General features: G+C 27.4%; 19 protein-coding genes. 15 read left to right on the forward strand and 4 right to left on the reverse strand.

Annotated features, from left to right (window positions below; genetic code table 11):
- The 11 genes from ilvN to secA all read left to right on the forward strand — a co-directional run bounded on the left by ilvN (nt 1) and on the right by secA (nt 15,779).
- The gene (gene ilvN, locus CRV12_RS02140; RefSeq protein ID WP_136131000.1) at nt 1-492 is read left to right on the forward strand and encodes an acetolactate synthase small subunit; all 492 of its coding nucleotides are present in this window, start codon (nt 1-3) and stop codon (nt 490-492) included.
- Nucleotides 493-721: 229 nt separating this feature from the next.
- Entirely contained in the window at nt 722-1,660 is a 939-nt protein-coding gene (gene rsmH, locus CRV12_RS02145) for a 16S rRNA (cytosine(1402)-N(4))-methyltransferase RsmH (protein ID WP_136131041.1), read from the forward strand.
- A 181-nt stretch (nt 1,661-1,841) separates the two neighbouring features.
- A complete protein-coding gene (gene murE, locus CRV12_RS02150) occupies nt 1,842-3,326 on the forward strand; it encodes a UDP-N-acetylmuramoyl-L-alanyl-D-glutamate--2,6-diaminopimelate ligase (protein ID WP_136131001.1) in 1,485 nt (494 codons plus the stop codon).
- 1 nt (nt 3,327) lies between these two features.
- Nucleotides 3,328-4,671: a UDP-N-acetylmuramoyl-tripeptide--D-alanyl-D-alanine ligase gene (murF, locus tag CRV12_RS02155; protein WP_136131002.1), complete on the forward strand. Its 1,344-nt coding sequence runs from the start codon at nt 3,328-3,330 to the stop codon at nt 4,669-4,671.
- Between the two features lie 9 nt (nt 4,672-4,680).
- A complete protein-coding gene (mraY, locus tag CRV12_RS02160) occupies nt 4,681-5,763 on the forward strand; it encodes a phospho-N-acetylmuramoyl-pentapeptide-transferase (protein ID WP_136131003.1) in 1,083 nt (360 codons plus the stop codon).
- 2 nt (nt 5,764-5,765) lie between these two features.
- Complete coding sequence (gene murD, locus CRV12_RS02165; RefSeq protein ID WP_136131004.1) at nt 5,766-7,094, forward strand: UDP-N-acetylmuramoyl-L-alanine--D-glutamate ligase; 1,329 nt, start codon at nt 5,766-5,768, stop codon at nt 7,092-7,094.
- 243 nt (nt 7,095-7,337) lie between these two features.
- Nucleotides 7,338-8,396 carry an undecaprenyldiphospho-muramoylpentapeptide beta-N-acetylglucosaminyltransferase gene (gene murG / locus CRV12_RS02170; RefSeq protein WP_136131005.1) on the forward strand — a complete coding sequence of 353 codons (1,059 nt, stop codon included), beginning with the start codon at nt 7,338-7,340 and terminating at the stop codon, nt 8,394-8,396.
- Between the two features lie 64 nt (nt 8,397-8,460).
- On the forward strand, nt 8,461-9,945 hold the full coding sequence (murC, locus tag CRV12_RS02175; RefSeq protein WP_136131042.1) for a UDP-N-acetylmuramate--L-alanine ligase: 1,485 nt from the start codon (nt 8,461-8,463) through the stop codon (nt 9,943-9,945).
- On the forward strand, nt 9,938-10,858 hold the full coding sequence (locus tag CRV12_RS02180) for a D-alanine--D-alanine ligase (protein WP_136131043.1): 921 nt from the start codon (nt 9,938-9,940) through the stop codon (nt 10,856-10,858). Before murC ends, CRV12_RS02180 begins: the two co-directional genes overlap by 8 nt.
- Nucleotides 10,859-11,435: 577 nt before the next feature.
- Nucleotides 11,436-12,584 (forward strand): cell division protein FtsZ, encoded by a 1,149-nt coding sequence (gene ftsZ / locus CRV12_RS02185; protein ID WP_136131006.1) that lies wholly within the window; start codon nt 11,436-11,438, stop codon nt 12,582-12,584.
- A gap of 573 nt (nt 12,585-13,157) precedes the next feature.
- The gene (gene secA / locus CRV12_RS02190; RefSeq protein WP_136131007.1) at nt 13,158-15,779 is read left to right on the forward strand and encodes a preprotein translocase subunit SecA; all 2,622 of its coding nucleotides are present in this window, start codon (nt 13,158-13,160) and stop codon (nt 15,777-15,779) included.
- A 107-nt stretch (nt 15,780-15,886) separates the two neighbouring features.
- On the opposite strand, the gene zapD is transcribed toward secA, so the two are convergent.
- From zapD to nadC, 3 genes are all read right to left on the reverse strand, one after another.
- Nucleotides 15,887-16,630: a cell division protein ZapD gene (gene zapD / locus CRV12_RS02195; RefSeq protein WP_136131008.1), complete on the reverse strand. Its 744-nt coding sequence runs from the start codon at nt 16,628-16,630 to the stop codon at nt 15,887-15,889.
- Nucleotides 16,631-16,634: 4 nt separating this feature from the next.
- Nucleotides 16,635-17,243 carry a dephospho-CoA kinase gene (gene coaE, locus CRV12_RS02200; protein WP_136131044.1) on the reverse strand — a complete coding sequence of 203 codons (609 nt, stop codon included), beginning with the start codon at nt 17,241-17,243 and terminating at the stop codon, nt 16,635-16,637.
- A 245-nt stretch (nt 17,244-17,488) separates the two neighbouring features.
- Nucleotides 17,489-18,385 (reverse strand): carboxylating nicotinate-nucleotide diphosphorylase, encoded by an 897-nt coding sequence (gene nadC / locus CRV12_RS02205; protein WP_136131009.1) that lies wholly within the window; start codon nt 18,383-18,385, stop codon nt 17,489-17,491.
- Nucleotides 18,386-19,350: 965 nt separating this feature from the next.
- Between nadC and aceE the strand changes: the two genes are divergently transcribed.
- The 4 genes from aceE (at nt 19,351) to hpt (ending at nt 25,516) form a co-directional block, all read left to right on the forward strand.
- Entirely contained in the window at nt 19,351-22,014 is a 2,664-nt protein-coding gene (gene aceE, locus CRV12_RS02210) for a pyruvate dehydrogenase (acetyl-transferring), homodimeric type (protein WP_136131010.1), read from the forward strand.
- A gap of 14 nt (nt 22,015-22,028) precedes the next feature.
- Entirely contained in the window at nt 22,029-23,315 is a 1,287-nt protein-coding gene (locus tag CRV12_RS02215) for a 2-oxo acid dehydrogenase subunit E2 (RefSeq protein ID WP_136131011.1), read from the forward strand.
- A 34-nt stretch (nt 23,316-23,349) separates the two neighbouring features.
- Nucleotides 23,350-24,777: a dihydrolipoyl dehydrogenase gene (gene lpdA, locus CRV12_RS02220; protein WP_136131012.1), complete on the forward strand. Its 1,428-nt coding sequence runs from the start codon at nt 23,350-23,352 to the stop codon at nt 24,775-24,777.
- A 208-nt stretch (nt 24,778-24,985) separates the two neighbouring features.
- Complete coding sequence (gene hpt / locus CRV12_RS02225) at nt 24,986-25,516, forward strand: hypoxanthine phosphoribosyltransferase (RefSeq protein ID WP_136131013.1); 531 nt, start codon at nt 24,986-24,988, stop codon at nt 25,514-25,516.
- A gap of 77 nt (nt 25,517-25,593) precedes the next feature.
- Here hpt and panC read toward each other — a convergent pair whose 3' ends face one another.
- Nucleotides 25,594-26,445 carry a pantoate--beta-alanine ligase gene (gene panC, locus CRV12_RS02230; RefSeq protein WP_136131014.1) on the reverse strand — a complete coding sequence of 284 codons (852 nt, stop codon included), beginning with the start codon at nt 26,443-26,445 and terminating at the stop codon, nt 25,594-25,596.
- Nucleotides 26,446-26,456: the final 11 nt, after the last annotated feature.

Genomic DNA, 26,456 nt, shown 5'->3' on the forward strand with positions numbered 1-26,456 from the left:
ATGCGTCGTGTTTTATCAATTTTGATAGAAAATGAATCTGGTGCTTTATCCCGTGTAGTTGGGTTATTTTCACAGCGTGGATATAATATTGAAAGTTTGACCGTCGCTCCAACAGATGATCCTACTTTATCACGTATGACGATTCAAACATTTGGTGATGCAAAAGTATTAGAGCAAATTGAAAAACAATTACATAAACTAATTGATGTTTTACATGTAATTGAATTAAAAGAAAAAAAATTTGTTGAACGTGAAATAATGTTAGTAAAGATAAAAACTGTTGATCAATCACGAGAGGAAATAAAACATATAGTGGAAATCTTTCGCGGGCAAATTATTGATGTTACTAAAATAGTTTATACTGTGCAGGTTATAGGTACTACTAATAAATTAGATGCATTTTTAATGATTATTAAAGATACAGCAGAAGTAATTGAAATGGTTCGGTCAGGAATTATAGGTATTTTACGCGGTAATTACGTTATTCGCTAATTTAAAATATAATTTATTATTTCTAATAATAAATGTTTGAGAAAATCATAAATAAAACATACAAATCAATTTATTTTTTTGTTTTTACAGCCATATTACTGTTTTACATATGTAATAATAACTGAAATTTGTTCATAAAAATACTAAATTTAAGTAATATCATATAATAATATTACTTAAAACATTAAAAATATAAAAATTAATTTAGTGAAATATGATTAATATAGAAATCATTAAAAATTTAAAACATAATACCGTTTTATTGAATGAAGCAATTAAAAGTTTAAATATCAAAGAAAACGGTATTTATATAGATGGAACCTTCGGAAGAGGAGGACATTCTTATTTAATTTTATCTCATCTTGGGTATCAAGGAAAATTAATCGCTATGGATCGTGATCCACAAGCGGTACTGGAGGCTATGAAAATTAAAGATACGCGTTTTACAATTATTAAAGGATCTTTTTCTTCATTAGAAACACATATATTTAAACTTAATTTAATAGGAAAAATCGATGGAATTTTGTTAGATCTTGGTGTTTCATCACCTCAATTAGACGATTGTAATCGTGGATTTTCTTTTATAAATGATGGACCACTAGACATGCGTATGGATCCTAGCTTTAATGTTTCAGCAGCAGAATGGCTATTAAATGCAACAGAAAAAGAAATTGTTTTTGTATTAAAATCATATGGAGAAGAGAAATTTGCTAAAAAAATAGCTCGTGCAATCATAGATCGTAATCGCATAAAACCAATTACTAGAACAATAGAACTAGCTGAAATAATTTCATTTGCAATTCCAATAAAAGATAAATTTAAACATCCTGCTACACGCAGTTTTCAAGCAATACGTATATGGATAAATAAAGAACTAGAAGAACTCAAAGCTATATTAACAAGTTCTATTAAATTACTATCTTATAAAGGACGTTTATCTATTATTAGCTTTCATTCATTAGAAGATAGAATTGTTAAACATTTTATGCGTAAATACAGCAAAAAATTACAAATACCTCACGGTTTACCACTTACAGAAGAACAGATATTTAAATTCAGTAAACTACAGTTAAAATTATTAGGTAGATTATTTCCAAGTGATATAGAAATAAAAAACAATCCAAGATCACGTAGTGCTATATTACGCATTGCAGAAAAAATTTGTTAATATTATTGATAAATTTATTTCAGTATGTTTTTATCTAATTTTAAAAAACATATAAAATATTTTTATATCAATAATAAACCACAATTAGTATATAAAATTATATACTCGTTTAGAGTATATAATTTGTGTTTTAAAACATCGTATCAATATATTTTTATTTTTAATAAAAAATGAGAAATTAGTGAAAAAAAATAAAAATCTTTATTATCTACTTAATCAATGGATATCTAATGCACCGATATGTTTTTTCAATTCAATGAAATTAGATAGTCGTAAAATAAAACAGGGTAATTTATTTATTGCTATTAAAGGAGATATTAGTGACGGTAGAAATTTTATTTCTGAAGCAATTAATAAAGGTGCTGTTGCTATACTAGCAGAGGCAAACGGAATAGCGATGAATGGGGAAGTAAATATAATATCAGGTATTCCTATTATTTATTTTTCAGAATTAAATCAAAAATTATCTACTTTAGGTAAAGTTTTTTACGAAAATCCAGGAAAAACACAAAAAATTATTGGAGTAACAGGAACAAATGGTAAAACTACCATCACCCAATTATTATCACAATGGGTAACATTGTTAGGTGAAAAAAGTGCAGTAATAGGTACTATGGGATATGGAATAATAGGAAACTTAAAGAAAACAAACAATACAACAGAATCTGCAATTGATACACAAAAAATTTTATATCTTTTGGATAAAGAACGAATAAATCTAACAGCAATGGAAATATCTTCACATGCTTTAGTACAATATCGTGTAGCTGATATATTATTTTCTGCAGGAGTATTTACTAATCTAAGTCATGATCATCTTGACTATCATAATGACATGAAAAAATATGCGCTTGCTAAAAGGTCATTTTTTTTCGAACATAAACTAAATGAAATGATAATTAATGCTGATGACAAAATTGGTTCTCAATGGTTATTTGATTTACCTAGCGCAATTGCAGTTAGCATAAAAAAAAATTATAGATTTGATATTAATAGACGCTGGCTAAAGGCTACCAATATAATTTTCCGAAAAAGTCAAATAAATATTTATTTTGATTCAAGTTGGGGTTCAGGTAGAATTAATAGTGCTTTAATTGGTAACTTTAATATTAGTAATCTACTTATTGCTTTAGCCACTTTATTATCTCTCAATTATCCATTAAATTCATTATTGAAAGTGTCATCTAAATTATTACCAATAAATGGTCGTATGGAATTATTTGTTAAAGTAGGTAAACCTAAAGTAATATTAGATTATGCTCATACTCCTGAAGCATTAAAAAAAGCTTTAATAGCAGCACGTCAATATTGTACAGGTAAAATTTGGTGTTTATTCGGTTGTGGTGGTGAACGTGATAAAACTAAAAGACCTATAATGGCAGCGATTGCTGAAAAATTTGCTGATATAATTATTGTCACTCAAGATAATCCACGTAATGAAAACCAATATGAAATTATTAAAGATATTTTACATGGTTTTGTAAATTTGCATTCTGTTTATGTAATCAACAATCGATCAAAAGCAATTAATCAATCTATTAGATCAGCCTATTATAATGATTTAATCTTAATTGCAGGAAAAGGTCATGAAGAATATCAAATTATAGGTAATAATCGTTTTCATTATTCAGATCGCGCTATTATTAAATCATCTTTGGAATTATGATATGATTCAAATATCTTTAAGTAAATTAGCAAGTATAACTGATGGTATACTTTATGGAAATGATATTTTTTTAGATAAAATTTCTATAAATACAAGACATATAAAATCAGATAGTTTATTTATTGCTATTATAGGCAAACGTTTTGATGCACATATTTTTATTAATGATGCTATTGCTAATGGTGCAAAAGCTTTATTAGTTAATAAATATTTACCAATACCTATACCACAGGTAGTTGTAAATAACACTAATTTAGCATTTGAGATACTTTCATCTTGGGTAAGAAATCAAGTAAGTACACATGTTGTTGCATTAACTGGATCTTCAGGTAAAACAACTGTTAAAGAAATGACTGCTTCTATTTTGCGTCAATATGGAGATACTCTTTGTAACGAAGGTAATTTTAATAATAAGTTCGGAGTACCTATGACATTATTGCGTCTTACAAAACAACATAAATATGCAGTTATTGAATTAGGAGCATCTCAAATTGGTGAGATTAAATATATCAATAAACTAGTATATCCAGAAAGTGTATTAGTAAATAATATTTCATCTGCACATCTTGAAGGCTTCGGATCATTAGCTAACGTTGCAAAAGCAAAAAGCGAAATTTTTTATAACTTACCTGATAATGGAATTGCAATTATAAATGATGATAGTAATGACTGGCTAAATTGGAAAAAAATTTTAAGTAAAAATAAAGTATGGCGATTTTCTTTAAAAAATGATAGTAGTGATTTTTTTGCATATAAAATTAATTTGCAAGAAAATAAAACAAATTTCATTGTACGTACACCTTATGGTACAACAAAAGTAACTATTCCATTAATAGGAAAACATAATGTTTATAATTCTTTAGCTGCTTCAGCACTATCTATGTCTTTAGGTATTCCGTTAACTGCTATTAGTAATGGTCTCAAAAATATACAAGCATTACCAGGTAGATTGTTTCCTATTTACTTATCTAAAAATCAAGTAATATTAGATGATACTTATAATGCTAATATAGGGTCAATGAAAGCTGCAATTAAATTGTTATCATCTATGCCAGGTTATCGTGTTATGGTCATTGGAGATATTTCAGAACTAGGTCAAGAAAGTGAAAATCTCCATCGTGAATTAGGTATTTATGCTAAAAATATGTCTATAGATCTTGTAATAAGTATAGGAACATTCAGTTATTTAGTTAGTCAAAATAGTAAATTAGGTGAACATTTTACAAATCAATTATTTTTAATTAAACGTTTAAAAATGTTATTATCTAAATATGTAAACATTACTATTTTAATCAAAGGTTCACGTAATGCCTCTATGGAAAAAGTAGTACAAAAATTATTGTAGGAACATAGTATGTTTGTATTATTAATTAATTATTTAATTAATTTTTCCTCTTATTTTAAGATATTTTCACATTTAATATTTCGTGCTACCAATAGTTTTTTAACATCTTTATTAATTTCACTATATATAGGACCTTACTTAATAAGTTGGTTTAAAAAGTTGCAAATAAATCAAATTATACGTCATGATGGACCTAAATCTCATTTACGCAAACATAATACTCCAACGATGGGTGGCGTAATGATTATCATTTCAGTATTGATTTCAATATTAATATGGTCACGTTTATCTAATATTTATATATGGTATTCATTAATAATATTTACTGGATTCGGTATTATTGGTTTTATAGACGATTATCGTAAATTAATATATAAAAATTCAAAGGGTTTGGTAGCCAAATGGAAATATTTATGTATGTCTATTGTTTCAATTATTATTATAGCAATTTTATATTTTAACGGCAAAAATACTCTTTCTACTCAGTTAGTAGTACCTTTTTTTAAAGACTTTATGCCACAATTAGGATTATTATATGTATTTTTAGCTTATATTGTTATAGTTGGAACAGGAAATGCAGTTAATTTAACTGATGGTCTAGATGGTTTGGCTATAGTTCCTACTATATTTATAGCTACTGGTCTTAGTATAGTATCCTGGTTGACTAGTGATATAAAATTGTCTCAATATTTACACTTACCTTATATATCTTATACAAGGGAATTAATAATTTTTTGCTCTTCAATTATTGGTGCAGGTATTGGTTTCTTATATTTTAATATCTATCCTGCAAAAATTTTTATGGGTGATGTTGGTTCGTTATCACTTGGTGGAGCATTAGGTATTATTGCTGTACTATTACGTCAAGAATTACTGCTGTTTATTATGGGAGGAATATTTGTTATTGAAGCATGTTCAGTTATATTACAAGTAAGTTCATTTAAATTATTAGGTCATAGAATTTTTCTTATGGCACCTATTCATCATCATTATGAATTAAAAGGATGGTCTGAACAACGCATTATTTTACTTTTCTGGATTATTTCTTTTATATTAGTGTCAATAGGCTTGGCTACATTAAAAATGCGTTAATTATGATTGAATATAAAGATAAAAAAATTGTTATTATTGGTTTGGGTGTAACCGGAATATCATGTATTACATTTTTTTTAGAACGAGGTGTATTACCTCGTGTAATGGATACTCGTTTAAATCCTCCTAATATTAGAGATATACCTAAATATATTGAATGCTACTTAGGAGGATTTAATATTAATTGGTTATTACAATCTGACTTAATAGTTGTAAGTCCAGGTGTTAGCTTAGCACACATAGAATTGCAACAAGCAATTAATAAAGGAATAGAAATTATTGGTGATATTGAACTCTTTTGTCGTGAATTGAATAGTCCTATTATAGCAATTACTGGTTCAAATGGTAAAAGTACTGTTACTACTTTAGTTAATGAAATGGCAAAAGCAGCAGGATATCAAGTAGCTATGGGTGGTAATATTGGTTTGCCTGTACTTGATTTATTAGGCATGCAGAAACAACAATTGTACATTTTAGAAATATCTAGTTTTCAACTAGAACTTACTAATAGCTTACAAGCTAATGTGGCTGCTTTACTAAATATATCAGAAGATCATTTAAATCGTTATCCGTTAGGTATAAATCAATATCGTAATACTAAAATGCGCATATATAAAAATGCATCATATTGTGTTATTAATAAGGATGATAAATTAGCTATTCCTGTATTTAACAACAAGCAAAGTTATATTAGTTTTGGTATGCATGATGGTGATTATCATTTTATTAATAAAAATGGTAAAATCTATATAAAAAGTATCTATTATGACCAAATATTTAATACTGCAGAAATGAAAATAATGGGCATACACAATTATATAAATGCACTATCGGCATTAGCTATAGTAGGTGTATTAGAATTGCCATATATGTCTAGTTTAGCAACATTAGTTTCTTTTACAGGTTTAAAACATCGTTTTCAAGTAATATGTCAACATAATAGTGTTAAGTGGATTAATGACTCTAAAGCAACAAATATTAAAAGTACTGAAGCTGCATTATGCAGTTTATACTTTAGAGGTACATTATGGTTATTACTTGGTGGTGATAGCAAAGGTGCTGATTTTTCTTCATTAATAAACTATATTTTACAAAAAAAAATCAAAATTTTCTGTTTTGGTCAAGATGGTGCTAAAATAGCTGCCTTACAGCCTAAAATATCTACGTATACCGAGACAATGCAACAAGCAGTAAACAAAATTGCTTCTTTAGTTAGACCTAATGATATAGTACTTTTATCTCCGGCATGCTCTAGTTTAGATCAATTTAATAGTTTTGAACATCGTGGTGATGTTTTTATCAAATTAGTAAAAGATATTATCAAAAATTAAAATAATATACTTTTAATTTATATTCAGAACTATTACATGACTAAGATTTTAATACTACAATTGTATTAATTGATTTTATATTTTTTATGAATAATTAATTTTAATAAAATTTTCATTATTATCCGATTTATTAATGAATAAAAAATAGATCTTGATACATGTCGAATATTCAATGATTAATACATCAGATTTTTTAAAACACTATAGTAGTAAAATCTAAATGATCATTTGAGGTAATTACAAATGAACAAGAAGTTACTGATTATGGCAGGAGGTACTGGAGGACATATTTTTCCAGGATTAACTATTGCTCATCATATGATAGAAAAAAGTTGGAAAGTATGTTGGTTAGGTACATCTAATAATATGGAAAATAATATAGTACCGCAATACAACATAAAAATGTATTTTATTAACATCAGTGGTTTACGTGGTAAGGGAATAACAACTCAAATATTAGCACCTATATCTATTTTAAGAGCATTTATCCAGGCAAGAAACATCATGAAGTTATGTAAACCTGATGTAGTTTTAGGTATGGGGGGTTACGTTTCAGGTCCTGGTGGTTTGGCAGCTTGGACTTGTGGTATTCCTTTATTATTACATGAACAAAATAGTATCGCTGGTTTAACTAATAAGTGGCTAGCGAAAATTGCCACGAAAGTGTTACAGGGATTTCCAGGTGCTTTTCCTCATTCAGATGTAGTAGGTAATCCCATACGTAAAAATATACTTAATATACCTAAACCACAAGAGCGTTTTACAGGTCGCAGTGGCCCAATCAGAATTTTAGTAATAGGTGGTAGTCAAGGTGCTGAAATTATAAATAATATAATTCCGAAAATCGCATTTTATCTAGGTAAAAAAATCATTATATGGCATCAAACCGGAAAAGGAAAACATAAAAAAGTATATAATGCCTATAAAAATTTAGGTCAACATCAACATACTGTCACAGAATTTATTGACGATATTTTTTATGCTTATTCATGGGCAGATGTAATCATTTGTAGAGCAGGTGCATTAACAGTCAGCGAAATTGCTACTGTAGGATTAGCGGCTATTTTCATACCATTTCAACATAAAGATCGTCAGCAATATTTAAATGCTTTAAATCTGGCAAAAATAGGAGCCGCTAAAATTTTTGAAATAAAAGAACTCACTGTGGATGCTATAGTAACAACATTAGTTAATTGGGATAGATCAGTATTACTTCAAATGGCACAGAAAGCTAGACAATTAGCACATTGTAATGCAACTAAACTTATTTTTCAAGAAATAGTTAATATATCTATGCAATAAAATTTAATATATTTATTAAATAATTTAGAATAGGATATTAATGACAACTAAATCAATGACAATAATGAATAAAAAAAATCTAGCAAAATTTTGTTATATTAAACCAAAAATGTACCATATTAACCATATTCACCTTGTAGGAATTGGTGGTTGTGGTATGGGTGGGATTGCGAAAATATTAATTAGTGAAGGCTATTATATTAGTGGGTCTGATATAGAACCCAATGCAATTACTAAATATTTATCTCAATTAGGTGCAAAAATTTATTTCAATCATTATGCTGGAAATATTAATTGTACTACTGATGTTGTTGTTTTTTCTAGTGCTATATCTAGAAACAATCCAGAATTAATATATGCGAAAAAAAAGAATATTCCTATAATAAGTCGCGCTGAAATGCTAGCTGAATTAATGCGTTTTAGTTATGGCATTGCTATTTCAGGTACTCACGGAAAAACTACAACTACTGCTATGTTATCAAGTATATATATTGAAGGTGGTTTAGATCCAACATTTATTAACGGAGGGATACTGAAGATAGAAGATACACAAGCACATTTGGGTGATAATAATTATTTTATTGCTGAAGCAGATGAAAGTGATGCATCATTTTTGCATTTAAAACCAATAGTAGCTATCGTCACAAATATTGAATCTGATCATATGGATACTTATCAAGGTAATTTTGAAAATCTTAAACAAACTTTTATTAATTTTCTACATAAATTACCTTTTTATGGATATATAGTTATGTGTATAGATGATATGGTAATTCATGATTTAATACCTCGTATAGATCGTAAGATTATTACTTATGGTTTCAGCAAAAAAGCTGATTTTAGGATTGAGAATTATGTACAACATGGTACAAAAAGTTATTTCAGATTAGTGATAAAAAACCAATCTTGCTTAAAAATAATTTTAAATGCTCCAGGAAAACATAATGCTCTTAATGCTACAGCTGCTATTGCTGTATCTTATAAAGAAGGAATTGATGAAAAATCAATTATTAATGCATTGCAGTATTTTAAGGGTATTAAAAGAAGATTTGATTTTTTGGGCAAATTTTCAACACAACTTATAAATGGTAAAATTGGCGATATTGTATTAATAGATGATTACGGTCACCATCCAACAGAAATTAGTGTAACAATTAAATCTGTTCGATCAGGATGGCCAAAAAGAAAATTAATAATGATTTTTCAACCACATAGATATACACGTACTCGTGATATGATATATAGTTTTGCTGATGTATTATCAAAAGTTGATGAATTAATATTGTTAAATGTTTATTCAGCAGGTGAAAAAATCATTCCTGATGCGGATAGCAACTCTTTATGTAAAGCAATTCGCAATCTAAAAAAAATAGATCCTGTTTTAATTACTGAAAATAATATTATACCAGATATTTTATCATCAATGATTTCTGGCTATGATGTAATTTTAACTCAAGGAGCAGGGAATGTTGGTAAAATTGCTATCGAATTAATAAATTCCAAATTACAATTGCAAAATATAAAAGAAAAATTTCATGAAAATAAATAATAAAATAGCAGTGTTAATGGGAGGTACTTCATCAGAAAGAAAAGTTTCACTGATGTCAGGCAATGAAGTATTACTTGGTTTACATAAAGAAAAAGTTAATGCCTATGCAATTGATACCAAATATTATTCTATATTAAATCTTAAACAACAAGGATTTGATAAAGTATTTATTGCATTGCATGGTCGTGGTGGTGAAGATGGTAAAATACAAGGAGTTTTGGAGTTTTTAAATATATCATATACTGGAAGTAAGATAATGGCTTCATCTATTGCTATAGATAAAATAAGAACTAAATTAATATGGCAAGGATACGGATTGAAATCAAGTAATTTCGTATGGTTAACACGTAAGCAAATATCAAAAGGTTTAGATAAAAAAATAAAATATGATATTTCTATGTTAGGATTACCTCTATTTGTTAAACCAAATCGTGAAGGATCTAGCATAGGTATTAGTAAAGTAAACAATTTTGACGAATTGCCACGAGCCTTAGATAAGGCGTTATATTATGATAACGATATTATAATTGAACAGTTTTTGAATGGTGAAGAATATACTGTAGGTATTTTAGGAAATCAATTATTACCTTTAATACAAATAAAAACCAATAATAAATTTTACAATTATAAAGCTAAATATTTATCCAACAGTACTCAATATTGTTTTTCAAATAATTTAGATCTTAATCAGAAATTAAATTTGAATAAATTGGTGTTATCTGCTTGGCATGCATTAGGATGTGAGGGATGCGGTCGTATAGATGTAATGACAGATAATAACGGAGAATTTTATCTTTTAGAAATTAACACTTCTCCAGGTATGAGTAGTCATAGTTTAGTACCATTAGCTGCTAAAGAGGCAGGTATTCCTTTTTCAAAATTAGTTACTAATATTTTGCAATTAACTAATTAAAATAAAAAATAAAGTAAATAGAATATTGTACTAGTAAATCTATTTTTTATAGAAATTTTTCAATACTATTTGTAAATAATAATATCAAAATTTAATATAAATTACACTATAATAATATTTATATATTTGTAAATATAATAATTTAATACTAGTGAAAATTTTTTATGGATAATATATTTTATTTAATATTACTAATATATGAAATACAATAACTAATATTTTATGTTTATTAGTTTTTTCCCCTATCATTATAGGAAGTAGAATATAATATTAAATCAACTGTTTATTGTTTTTAATGTAAGTAAAATAAATTTAATGATGACTATGCATTTCTGCATAATATGATGTAACCGATATAATATCAATAATCAATTAGCTTTATTTTTACTTATTGATTTATTTATCATACTACTTGTTGAAGTATAACAGTGATTGTCCTGTAATTATGTAAATGGTTATATTGAATAGTAATAAAAAAATAAATTATTATTGATACTAAATAATTAGTAATACACTATATTAAAAACTAATAAAGCTGATATGCTATATTAATATCAAGTATATCTAGGAGCAAGCGATGTTAGAATCTATTGAATTAAATAATGAAGCAGTAATAAAGGTTATAGGTGTTGGTGGAGGAGGCGGTAATGCAGTAGAACATATGGTACGTGAACGTATTGAAGGAGTAGAATTTTTTATTGTAAATACTGATGCACAAGCATTACGTAAAACAGCAGTAGGTAAAACTATACAAATTGGTAATAAAATTACAAAAGGTTTAGGTGCTGGTGCCAATCCAGATGTAGGTCGTAATGCTGCTGAAGAAGATCGAGAATCACTTCGTTCTGCATTAGAAGGTGCAGATATGATATTTATTACAGCAGGTATGGGTGGAGGTACTGGTACAGGTGCAGCACCTGTAGTAGCAGAATTAGCAAAAGATCTAGGTATTCTAACTGTTTCGGTTGTGACTAAACCTTTTAATTTTGAAGGTAAAAAACGTATGGATTTTGCTGCAAAAGGTATAGAAGAACTATCTAAATACGTTGATTCTTTAATCACAATACCTAATGATAAATTACTAAAAGTATTAGGTCGAGGTATTTCATTATTAGATGCATTTGGTGCAGCAAATAATGTACTGAAAGGTGCTGTTCAGGGAATTGCTGAACTTATAACTCGTCCTGGTCTCATTAACGTGGATTTTGCAGATGTGCGTACTGTCATGTCTGAAATGGGATATGCAATGATGGGTTCTGGAGTTGCTTGTGGTGAAGATCGTGCTGAGGATGCTGCTGAAATAGCTGTTTCTAGTCCATTATTAGAAGATATTGATTTATCTGGCGCTCGTGGAGTTTTAGTTAATATTACTGCTGGATTTGATTTACGTTTAGATGAATTTGAAACTGTTGGTAATACAATTCGTTCTTTTGCTTCTGATAATGCAACTGTAGTTATTGGTACTTCATTGGATGCAGAAATGAACGATGAATTAAGAGTTACTGTTGTTGCTACAGGTATTGGTAACGATAAAAATAAAGATATCAAATTAGTATCTAATACGTCTTTAAATCAATCAGTTTTAGATTGTCGTTATCATCAGAATGGAATATCAATAATGCAAAAAGAACAAAAATCTACAAAATTATTTAATCAAATTCAAAAAGTTAACAAAGAGATTGATTATTTAGATATTCCAGCATTTTTACGCAAACAAGCAGATTAATCATGTATTTAATCATTTATTTATATTAAATTAATATTATGATTTTAAAATAAAATAATTTCTTATCTAAAGAGGATAATTTTACATATATACCATTACTTATTGAAAGTATATCATATTTAATGAAGAGTATAATTTCTATATACTATAATTCTTAGTTATTTGAGAAGCATATGAAAAATAATTGATAATAAGTTAAGTGTATAAAATATTTATATTAATAGAATTTATAAAAAAATTATTTATTCTATTATAGAATTTCAAAATTCTTATTATCTTAATAATAATGTTAAATTTAGATTAACCATTCATGCGATACCGTTGTTTAATTAATTGTAATTATTGATATTACATAAAATAATGTTAATTTAACATTGTAAATAACAAATATTTACTACATTATATGTAGCAATTGATTGATTTTATCTATTTATTTTTCTATTGTGCAAAAGTAATTAAATATAAATAACGACATATGTAATGTTTCTATTAAAAATTATTTATCATTATTTTTATTTCGCACATACAGATTAATGAATGTTTAGAGATAAAATTGAATTTGAGAATAACTTCATGAATTTAATAGAATTATTTAGCAATTTTTTTATTAGTAGCAATGATCGTGTACTACGTCATTTAAGTAAAGTAGTTGAAAGTATTAACAAACTAGAAAATGATTTTTCAAAACTTTCTGATAATGAACTTAAAGATAAAACAAAATTTTTCTATAAAAGATTAAAAGAAGGGGCAACATTAGAAAGTTTAATTCCAGAAGCATTTGCAACTGTACGTGAAGCTAGTAAACGTGTTTTTGGCATGCGTCATTTCGATGTACAACTGATTGGTGGTTTAGTGCTAAATAACTGTTGTATTGCTGAAATGCGTACAGGTGAAGGTAAAACGTTAACTGCAACTTTACCTGCTTATTTAAATGCTTTAACAAAAAAAGGAGTGCATATAGTAACTGTTAATGATTATTTAGCTAAACGAGATGCCGATAATAATCGTCCTTTATTTGAATTTTTGGGATTAAACATAGGTGTTAATTTATCAGGCATGTCGGTCTTGGATAAGCGTTTAGCTTATGCTGCTGACATCACTTATGGTACTAATAATGAATATGGATTTGATTATTTGCGTGATAATATGGCTCTTATGCCAGAAGAGCGAGTGCAAAGGAAATTAAATTACGCAATAATAGATGAAGTTGATTCTATTTTAATTGATGAAGCTCGTACTCCTTTAATTATTTCAGGTCCATCTGAAAATAGTTCAGCTTTATATATTAAAATTAATAAAATCATTCCTTATTTAGTACGTCAAGATCAAGAAGATTCAGAATTTTTTCAAGGTAAAGGTGATTTTTGGGTTGATGAAAAAATACGTCAAGTACATATATCTGAACGTGGTTTAACAAAAATAGAAAAATTATTAGTTGATAAAAATATTATACAAGTTGGAGAATCACTTTATTCTCCTATCAATATAATATTGATGCATCATGTTAATGTTGCTTTAAAACCTAACGTGTTATTTATCAAAAATGTTGACTATATTTTAAAAAATGGTGAAGTTCTTATTGTTGATGAGCATACTGGTCGTATCATGCAAGGTCGCCGCTGGTCTGATGGTTTACATCAAGCTATAGAAGCAAAAGAAAATGTTGTAATACAAAACGAAAACCGTACTTTAGCATCAATTACTTTTCAAAATTACTTTCGTATTTACGATAAATTAGCTGGAATGACTGGTACGGCGGAAACAGAAGCATTTGAATTTATTTCCATATATAAATTAAATACAGTAGTGATTCCAACTAATCGTCCTATGATAAGAAAAGATCTACCAGATCTAATCTATATGACCGAAAAAGAAAAAATAAAAGCTATCATTGAAGACATTCAGGCGTGCATAAAACGTGCGCAACCTGTTTTAGTAGGTACTATTTCAATTGAGAAATCTGAACTAATATCTAATGAATTAAAACTAGCTGGTATTAAACATAGTGTCCTTAATGCTAAATTTCATTCTCATGAAGCAGATATTATTGCACAAGCTGGTAAACCTGGAACAGTAACTATTGCTACTAATATGGCTGGCCGTGGTACGGATATTTTACTAGGTGGAAATTGGCGTACAGAGATAGATAAAATAAAAGAAATTTCTAATAATAAAATTGAAGAAATTAAATCTTCTTGGCAAATACAACATAATGCTGTAATAGCTGCGGGTGGTTTGCATATCATAGGTACTGAACGTCATGAATCTCGCCGTATAGATAATCAATTGCGTGGTCGTGCTGGTCGTCAAGGAGATGCTGGATCTTCTAGATTTTATTTATCAATGGAGGACTCTTTAATGCGTATTTTTGCATCAGAACGAGTTTCTACTATAATGCGGAAACTAGGAATACAACAAGGAGAAGCAATTGAGCATCCGTGGGTAACAAAAGCTATAGCAAATGCTCAACATAAAGTTGAAAATCGTAATTTTGATATTCGTAAGCAATTACTTGAATATGATGATGTAACAAATGAACAAAGGAGTGCTTTTTATAATCAGCGTAATAATATCTTAGAAGTTTCTGATATAAATGAAACTATTAATAATATTCGTAAAGATGTATATAGAACAGTAGTTAAGAATTATGTTCTTACACAACCTGAAGATGATTGGGATATTTCTATTTTAGAGAAAAACTTACTTATAGATTTCGATTTAAATATTAATCTTTCAGAATGGTTTAATAAACAAAAAGAAATAAATATGCAGGAAGATATTTTATTCAATTATATTCACACAAAAGCAACAGAACAATATGAACAAAAAGAAAAACAAATTGGATCTATTATAATACGAGATACAGAAAAAAAAATTATGTTGCATACATTAGATTCAATGTGGAAAGACCATTTAGCAGCTATGGATTATCTACGTCAAGGAATTCATCTTAGAGGATATGCACAAAAAGATCCAAAACAGGAATATAAAAAAGAATCATTCCTAATGTTTACTTCTATGCTAGAAAACATAAAATACGAAGTAATTAGTACATTAAGTAAGATGAAAGCAGAACAAGAAGACAAAAATCCTTTACAAGGACGATTTAATATCTTTAATAAAATTGGTAGAAATGATCCATGTCCTTGTAATTCAGGTAAAAAATATAAACGTTGTCATGGTATTTTAGTCTGAATATAAAGAAATTAATTTGTTGTTTTCATTGGTTTCTTATTTATAGCATCCTTAATTTTTTACTTAAAGGAAATATACTTGAACTTCTTTTGTCATGTATTTTATATTTAACAACAAGCTATTTGAAAATTAAATTTTAATGGTATTGTAATGTTTTCTTTATCAAGAGGCATGAAATGAATAGAAAAGCGGCTTTTGTGTCCTGAAATTTTTGGATAAATTAAATTTTCTATTTCAAGTTGTAAACGCAACAAATCAGCTCCTCCGGCATTATCTTGGTAAAATCCATTTAAACTGGTTTGTGTACGAAAAGTTCCTCCTTTTCTGATTAAATCCAAAATTATGGATAAAGTATTATGAACCGGTGATAAAGTTTCAATCCAATTTTTAACCTGATTATTGCGTATTTCTTCTAAAAAGTGTAGCCAAATATGTAAACCCGGTAAATCAAAACTACAACAACCACCAGGAATATTCAATCTTTGGCGCACAATACTAATTAAATTATCTTCTCTTAATTGCTGACCTATTCTTGGAGATTTCATTAATTGCTCTGAATGAGTTTTTAATTTACTATGTATTGTATCAATTATATCTATATCAACACCCGGTATGTTAGACCACATGAGTAATTTTTGTTTTTGACGCTCTAGCTCTTTTAACAATTGAGTTCTTATATCTCCACGTTCAAAAATATCTAATAATTCATCAATTAATCTAAAGAAAATTAATGCATGAATAGTTTTATTGATTGGAGTAGTTTCATCAAGTTGATTAATAAGAAATTCTATTCTTAGCCATGTTCGCATTTTTTCACTAAGTGGATGTTCGAATAGTACAGCTTTACTCATGATATTAATCCTGTTTCGTTTTTGCTAACTTAAGGTAGAACTGATGAAGTTTAAAAACTTGTAAAAAAGTATTTTCTAATTTACCAATATTATTGATAATATCATCAGCAAAATTAATACGTTGCTGATGTGTAGCTTGTATTTCAATGATTTTTTCTACCTGTGCCAGTGTAACATTATCGCGAATTTGTACTCTCTTTAATTGCGTTGCCTTATCTATATTAATTACTAATATACGATTAGCTTGATGTTGTAATTTATTTTCTATCAATAAAGGTACTACCCATAAGATATAAGGCGATTTTGCTATTTTTTTTAAGTTTTGAGTTTGTATATTAATTAGTGGATGTAAAATATTATTTAACCAATATCTTTCTTTTTTATCCTGAAAAATTATTTCACGCAAACGAGAACGAAAAAGAGTACCTTGTTTAGTTAAGATATCATTACCATAACGATTAATAATTGCTTTTAAAACACAGGAACCTGGTTTTACTAGTTTATAAGCAATTACATCAGCATCTATAACATTGATATTGAATTTGGCAAAAATATTTGCAATAGTGCTTTTACCACTACCAATGCCACCTGTACATGCTACTATATAAGGAATATTATTCACTGAATAGCTCTTTTTATAATAAAATTAAAAGATAGTTTAAAAAAAATAAGCATATCATGAAAAATAAATAATAATTTTAATATATATAGAGAAAATTAATATGTAATATCAATCATAAAAGTTTATTTTTATCTATAGATTGCTAAGAAATTCATTAAATGAAACATATTAATTTATTATAACATTCATGATTATTAATGTAATTTATTAATTAAAAATCATCTTGATAAATTTTTCTATTTTAACTTTAATCGCATCGAAATATCGATTGCACGTATGTTTTTAGTTATATCTCCAACTGAAATATAATCTATTCCAGTTCGTGCAATATTTGTTATTAATGATTCGTTAATATTACCAGAAACTTCTAAAATTACACGACCTTTATTAATTTTTACTGCTTCGCTAATTAATTTCAAATTAAAATTATCTAACATTACAATATCTACTCCAGCATTTATAGCTTGAATAAGTTCTTCTATTGTTTCTACTTCTACCTCTATGGGATAATCAGGAAAAGCTAAAGAGGCTGATTTGACAGCTTTTTGTATAGACCCAATAGCAATAATATGGTTTTCTTTAATTAAAAAAGCATCTGATAATCCAATGCGGTGATTATTACCTCCGCCACATATTACAGCATATTTTAGAGCAGTACGTAATCCTGGTAAAGTTTTACGTGTATCTAATAATTTTGCATTAGTATTATTTAGAAGTGCAACATAATAATTAACTTTAGTAGAAACACCAGATAAAAGCTGTATAAAATTCAATATGGTACGTTCAGATGTAACAATTGTACGTGCTGATCCTTCTATTTCAACTAATAACTGCTCAGGTATCATTTTTTGTCCATCTTTTATGTGCCAAACCAAATTTACTGATTGATTTAGTTGATCAAATATTGCTTCTACCCAATCTTTACCACAAAAAATTCCTGTTTCATGAGTTATGATATGAGCATATGCATTTTTATCTTTCGGTAATAAATTAGCAGTAATATCATTATTAACATTAATTTGACCTCCTAAATCTTCCTTTAAAGCCATAGCAATATTTTCTCTAATACCTTTTTTAGCTAATTGCATTAGGTCATCGTGACGCTTACTTAAATTATATCTTTGAATAGACATAATGGTATTGTTATTCCTTCTTACACAAAAAAATTAGAACTGTAGATATCCACTATTTGTTTAAATAAAATAAATTTTTATATCTTAATAAAAATATAATTCATCTACTTATGTAATTTAAAACAAAATCAAAATTGCAATATTATGTAAATAATAAAGATAAAAAATTATGTTTATTTGAAAATAATTAATCTATATATTAATTAAATAATATAAATTTTTTATCTTATATATTTTTTTGTAATAGTTAATTTTAAAAATATAACAATGTAACAAATAAAAAATGATAATTTAAACATAGTATTTATTATTCAAATGCTTTAAATTTTCATGCTTAAATATTTTTAGAATTTTTCTATTATCTTAAAAGATAATTATGTATTATCCATGTTTTTATTCTGAATAAACACTAACTTTTCATTTTATATTCAATGCAACCAAATCTATAAAGACTAATCGAATCTTTTAATAATGAAATATATTTTAATCATCAATATATTTATTAATTAACTAATTAATAAATATATTAATTCTATATCATATAGAGACAATATTTAATAAAAAATTAACATTATATAAATATAAAAATTTAAAGCATTTGAGTTAGTAATGATAACAATTTTGTATTAATATATAATTATAATTGTACTTAAATTAAAAATTCATTTATGATCTTACTAAACTATAATATTTTTTTCAAAAAAACGAAATATTACGTAATGATATTAATATCATAGAAAAATATAAACTATTTTACTAAATATTTTAATTATTTCAAAACAGTGTTATCATACAAATATAATTTGTAGAATAATTTTTATGAAAATAAATCTAAAAAATAATTTATATAAAACAAAAAATACTAATTATAAATCACATTAAGGGAGTTTTTATATAACTACTTGTGTTTTTTATAATTTATGACCTTTTTATTATTTTATATATAAATATCTAAGGAAAATACCATGTCAGATGATATATACAATGACGTGGATCCGATTGAAACTTGTGAATGGTTACAAGCAATCGAATCGGTTATCCGTAAAGAAGGTATTGAACGCGCACAATACTTAATTAATCAAATCTTAATTGCAGCTCGCAAAAGCGGTGTACAAATTAATTCTAGTGCTTTTATCAGTGATTATATTAATTCTATAGCTATTGAGGATGAACCTAATTATCCAGGTAATATTTTTCTGGAACGTCGTATCCGTTCTGTAATTCGCTGGAATGCTATTATATCTGTATTAAGAGCTTCGAATAAAGAATTAGAATTAGGTGGTCATATTGCATCTTTTCAATCTTCTGCCACTATTTATGAAGTTTGTTTTAATCATTTTTTTCGTGCGCCTAATAGTCAAGATGGAGGCGATTTAGTATACTTCCAAGGACATATATCACCGGGTATTTATTCTAGAGCATTTTTAGAAGGTCGCTTAACTGAAGAACAAATGAATAATTTCCGTCAAGAGGTATCTGGTAATGGTCTATCTTCTTATCCTCATCCTAAATTAATGCCAGATTTTTGGCAGTTTCCAACTGTTTCTATGGGATTAGGCCCATTATCAGCAATTTATCAAGCTAAATTTTTAAAATATCTTAAGCATCGTGGTTTAAAAGATACTTCAGCACAAACTGTTTATGCATTTCTTGGTGATGGAGAAATGGATGAACCAGAATCAAAAGGTGCAATTACTATTGCAACCCGAGAAAAATTAGATAATTTAGTTTTTATCATTAATTGTAATTTACAACGTTTAGATGGTCCAGTTGTTGGTAATGGAAAAATTATAAATGAGCTTGAGGGTATTTTTGTTGGTGCAGGATGGGAAGTAATCAAAGTAATTTGGGGTGATCGCTGGGATAATTTATTAAATAAAGATACTACTGGAAAATTAATACAATTAATGAATGAAACTATTGATGGTGATTATCAAACATTTAAATCACGTGATGGTGCTTATGTACGTAAATATTTTTTCGGTAAATATCCAGAAACTACTAGCCTTGTTAAGGATATGTCTGACGATGAAATATGGGCATTAAATAGAGGAGGTCACGACCCTAAAAAGATTTACGCTGCATTAAAAAAAGCACAAGATACGAAGGATAAACCAGTTGTAATTTTAGCACATACTATTAAAGGTTATGGGATGGGAGATATTGCTGAAGGTAAAAATATTGCTCATCAAGTAAAAAAACTTACTATAGAGAATCTTCGTTATATTAGAGATCGTTTTAATATTGAAGTAAAAGATGAAAAAATTGAAACATTACCATATATAATTTTTAAAAAAAATTCAGATGAATATAATTATTTACATAAACAAAGAAAAAAACTTGGTGGGTATTTACCAATACGTAAATCTCAATTTACAGAAGTTTTAGATATTCCGGATTTAGAAGAATTTAGTGCATTATTGCACAAACAAAATAAAGAAATTTCAACTACTGTAGCGTTTGTACGAGTTTTAAACATTATGTTAAGAAATAATTCTATTAAAAATAGATTAGTACCAATTTTAGCTGATGAAGCACGTACTTTCGGAATGGAGGGCTTATTTCGTCAAATTGGTATATATAATCCAAATGGTCAAAAATATACTCCTCAAGATCATGCACAACTTGCTTATTATAAGGAAGAAAAGACAGGTCAGATTCTACAAGAAGGCATTAATGAATTAGGTGCAGGTTCATCTTGGTTAGCAGCTGCAACATCGTACAGTACAAATGATTTACCAATGATTCCATTTTATATATATTATTCAATATTTGGTTTTCAACGTATCGGTGATTTAATGTGGCTAGCTGGAGATCAACAAGCAAGAGGATTCCTAATCGGTGGTACTTCTGGTAGAACTACTCTTAATGGTGAAGGTTTACAACATGAAGATGGTCATAGTCACATTCACTCTTTAACTATACCCAACTGTGTATCTTATGATCCAGCTTATGCTTATGAAGTTGCTGTTATCATGCATAATGGCTTAGTACGCATGTACGGAAAATCTCAAGAAAATATTTACTATTATATTACAACTTTAAATGAAAACTATCATATGCCAGCAATGCCTAAAGGAGTAGAAACAGGTATTTGTAAAGGCATATATAAACTAGAAACTATAGGAGAAGGGAACATCAAAATTCAATTGTTAGGATCAGGGTCTATATTAAGACATGTACGTAAGGCAGCTCAAACTTTACTAAAGATTTATAATATTAGCTCTGATGTATATAGTGTTACCTCTTTTACTGAATTAGCTCGTGATGGTCAAGATTGCGAACGTTGGAATATGTTGCATCCACATGAACAAGCTCGTATACCATATATTTCTCAGATTATTAAAGACATACCAACAGTTGTATCAACAGACTATATAAAATTATTTGCTGAACAGGTTTGTAATTATGTTCCAACACGTAACTATCGGGTTTTAGGTACTGATGGCTTTGGTCGTTCTGATAGCCGTGAAAATTTACGTCATTATTTTGAAATTGATATGTGTTTTATTGTAGTTGCAGCTTTAGCGGAGTTAGCTAAATGTGGTAAAATTGATAAAAATATCGTAGCCAGCGCAATTAAAAAATTTAATATTAATGTTGATAAAATTAACCCACGTTTAGCTTAAGAGGTAATATATTAATGAATATTGAAGTTAATGTACCAGATATTGGAGAAGGAGAATTTGAAGTTACTGAAATTTTAGTTAATGTTGGCGATACAGTAGAAATAGAACAATCGTTAATTACTGTTGAAGGAAATAAAGTTTCCATAGAAATACCTTCTCCATATAAAGGAGTAATAGAAAATATTAATGTTCATAATGGTGCTAAGATAAAAATTGGTTCTTTAATTATGACATTAAAAATAATCGAAGAAAAAAAAATTTTAAATCATATAAATAAAAACAAAAAACAACTATTATCTGTTGATTTAGAAGAAATTGAAAACAAAAAAAAAGTTGAGAATGATACTGTAAAAAATAATTTTGTTAAAGAAATTTATATTCATGCTACTCCTGTAGTACGTCGTTTAGCATACAAATTCGGTATTAATTTAGTTCATATTAAAGGAAAAGGCAGAAAAAATCGCATTATGAAAGAATGCGTTGACAACTATATAAAAGAAGCAATTAAATTTTTTGAATCATCTTCTGATGTAATAAATAAATTTAAAGATATACATCATATATATGATAAAAAAAATATTAGCAATATTAATCACTTTGATAAAATTGAAGAAATTAAATTAAGTTCTATTCAAAAAATTTCTGGCAGTAATTTAAGTCATAATTGGATAACTATCCCACATGTTACACATTTTGATAAAGTTGATATTACTAATCTAGAAGAATTTCGTAATAGACAAAATATAGAAATCAAAAAAAAAGACCCATCTACCAAATTGAATCTTCTAGCATTTATTATGAAAGCAGTTAATTATGCGCTAAATCAAATGCCAAGGTTTAATAGTTCGCTTTCTTCGGATTTACAAAAAGTAATATTAAAAAAATATATTAATATCGGCATTGCAGTAGATACTCCGAAAGGATTAGTTGTTCCTGTATTTAAAAATATTGATAAAAAAACTATTCTTAAATTATCAGCAGAATTAATAAATGTTTCAAAAGAAGCAATCAAAGGAAAATTAACTGCAGATAAAATGCAAGGCGGAACATTCACTATTTCTAGTTTAGGAGGAATTGGTACTAATTATTTTACCCCAATTATTAATGCTCCAGAAGTTGCTATTTTAGGAATTTCAAAATGCTCTATGGAAGCAGTTTGGAATGGTAAAGAATTTTTACCTCGTTTAATGTTACCTATTTCACTTTCTTTTGACCATAGAGTAATTGATGGTGCAGATGGTGCACGCTTCATGAATTTAATTAATAGTATATTAAAAGATATTCGCCTATTAATAATTTAAAAAATATAATGATAAAAAATAATAAGAGGTTAAAGTGAATATTGATATTAAAACAAAAGTAGTTGTAATAGGAGGAGGACCTGCAGGTTACTCTGCAGCGTTTCGTTGTAGTGATTTAGGTTTAGAAACTATTTTAATAGAACGTTATAATAATCTTGGTGGTGTATGTTTAAATGTAGGATGTATTCCATCTAAGGCATTATTACATATAGCAAAAGTCATTAAAGAAACAAAGTCTATACATAATAAAGGTATTAATTTTAAAGATATATCAATTAATTTAGATCAAATAAAATCTTGGAAAACAGATATTATCAACAAACTTACTAGCAGCCTTGCTGTTATGGCAAAAATTCGTAAAATTAAAGTTATTAATGGAATAGGAACATTTATTGATTCAAATAAAGTTACAGTAAAAGATAATAATAAAACTACAACAATAACATTTGATAATGCTATAATTGCAGCTGGTTCAAGCCCAATTAAATTACCATTTATGCCATATCACGATTCTAGAATATGGGATTCAACTGATGCTCTTGAATTAAAAGAAATACCTAAAAAATTACTAATCATAGGTGGTGGAATAATAGGATTAGAAATGGCTACTGTTTATCAATCATTGGGTTCTGAAATTTCAATAATAGAAATGTATGATCAATTAATACCATCAGCTGATAAAGATATTATTAAAGTGTTTACTAGAAATATTAGTAGTAAATTTAAAATAATGTTAGAGACAACAATAACTTTAGTTGAATCAAAAAATGATGGAATTTATGTTTCTACTAAAGGGAAAAAAGATATTAAAAGTATTACTCACTGTTATGATGCGGTATTAGTTGCTGTTGGTAGAGTGCCAAATGGAAAAAAATTAGATATTGAAAAAGCTGGTATTAAAACTGATAATAACTACATTATTGTTGATAAACAAATGCGTACAAATATTTCACATATTTATGCAGTTGGAGATATTGTTGGTCAACCAATGTTAGCTCACAAGGGCATGCATGAAGGACGCATTGCAGCAGAAGTTATTTCTGGATTAAAACATTATTTTGATCCCAGAGTAATTCCCTCTATTTCATATACTGAACCAGAAATAGCTTGGGTTGGTATAACAGAAAAAGATGCAAAAGAAAAAGGTATTGAATATGAAGTATCCATGTTTCCTTGGACAGCATCTGGCAGAGCTATTACTTCTCAATGTGAAAACGGTGTTACAAAGTTAATTTTTGATAAAAAAACTCATAGTATTATTGGTGGTGCAGTAGTTGGAACTAATGGAGGAGAATTATTAGGTGAAATAAGTTTAGGTATAGAGATGGGTTGTGATGCGCAAGATATCGCATTAACTATACATGCTCACCCAACTTTATACGAATCTATAGGATTAGCAGCTGAAATTTTTGAAGGCACCATTACAGATATCATAAACATAAAAAATACACTGAAGAAATAGTGTATTAAGTAAATATTTTTTTGTTATAGTTTATTCGGCGCCATGAGATTATATTAAAGAATTAATAAAAAAGTTATAAAATTCAGATGAATGATTATATTATAAAATATAAATAAGAGATATTAATATCTAAAAATTGATATAACTTAGATATGCTGTAAATTAACAATACTTAGTAGGTTTTAACTATAATAGTTAGGCTAAGCACATGAAACACGTTATTGAAGTGATGATTCCAGAACAAACAATTGCTATGCGTATAACTGAATTAGGAAATGACATCAATAATTATTATAATAATAGAACTAATAATATAGTAATTGTAGGGTTACTTCGTGGTTCATTTATGTTTATGGCAGACTTATGTCGTGCAATTAAGGTACCACATAGGGTTGATTTTATTACTGCATCTAGTTATTACGGTATATCAAGAGAAAACGATGTAAAAATTTTAAAAGATCTTGATGAAGATATCCGCGATAAAGATGTATTACTTGTTGAAGATATTATAGATTCTGGAAACACGTTAAAAAACGTATATAATATTCTACAATCACGTCAACCAAAATCATTAATTATTTGTGCTTTACTAGATAAATTAAAACACCGAAAAATCAAGATAAATATTGAATATGTTGGATTTATTATTCCAGATGAATTCGTTGTTGGATTTGGAATTGATTACAAGCAGAAATATCGAAATTTGCCTTATATTGGAAAAATTATACAACTAAAATAAAAATCTCGAAATTTATTTAAATTAAGATTATAAAAAATAATATTGAAGAGAAATGTATGCCCTTCTTAAGGGTTAAATTATTGCAACTTAACTTTTTTGTAATCAATGAGTCTAGTATTTCCAATTTTAGCTGCTACCAAAATAGCTGCATTTTTACTATCTGTTGTTAATTTTTTTAATGTTAATTCATCACAAATAGCTAATCCGTCTGGTTGTAATCCATTTTTTACTAGAATAATTTTTGCTTTTTTAATAATTTGATGAATATTGAATTCTATATTGATTAATTGATGAGCCATGTAATTCATCACTTTATTTAAATTGGCTGCTACCTTAAGTTCATATTCATTTAATTTAATATTACGAGAACTTAATGCTAAACCATCTTGATTGCGTACAGTAGGAATACCAACAATCTTAATATCAAAATTCATATCAATCACCATTTTACGGATAATCACTAGTTGCTGAAAATCTTTTTCGCCAAAATAGGCTATATTCGGCTTGATTAAATTAAATAATTTGCTAATTATAGTAGTTACGCCTTGAAAATGACCAGGACGATGTATACCCTCTAAAATATAGGATAATTTAGGTACGTTAACAATAGTTTGATTTGTTAATCCATATGGATACATTTCATTTATTTCTGGTATAAACATTAAATTGACTAAATTTTTTTTTAATTTTTGACAGTCTTCATTTAAAGTACGTGGATAATTTGATATATCTTTAATATTTTCAAATTGCATCGGATTTACAAATACAGAAACAATTAATATATCACTATTTTTACGTGCTATGCTAATCAATTTCAAGTGTCCATCATGTATATTTCCCATAGTAGGCACTAGTGCAATGCTTTTATTTTCTTTACGCCATATTTCCAATATGTTTTTTAGTTTAAGTAGTTTTTTTACAATCAACACTATTATAAGTT

The organism is Candidatus Pantoea edessiphila, from assembly GCF_002933315.1.
Classification (GTDB): Bacteria; Pseudomonadota; Gammaproteobacteria; order Enterobacterales; family Enterobacteriaceae; genus Pantoea_C.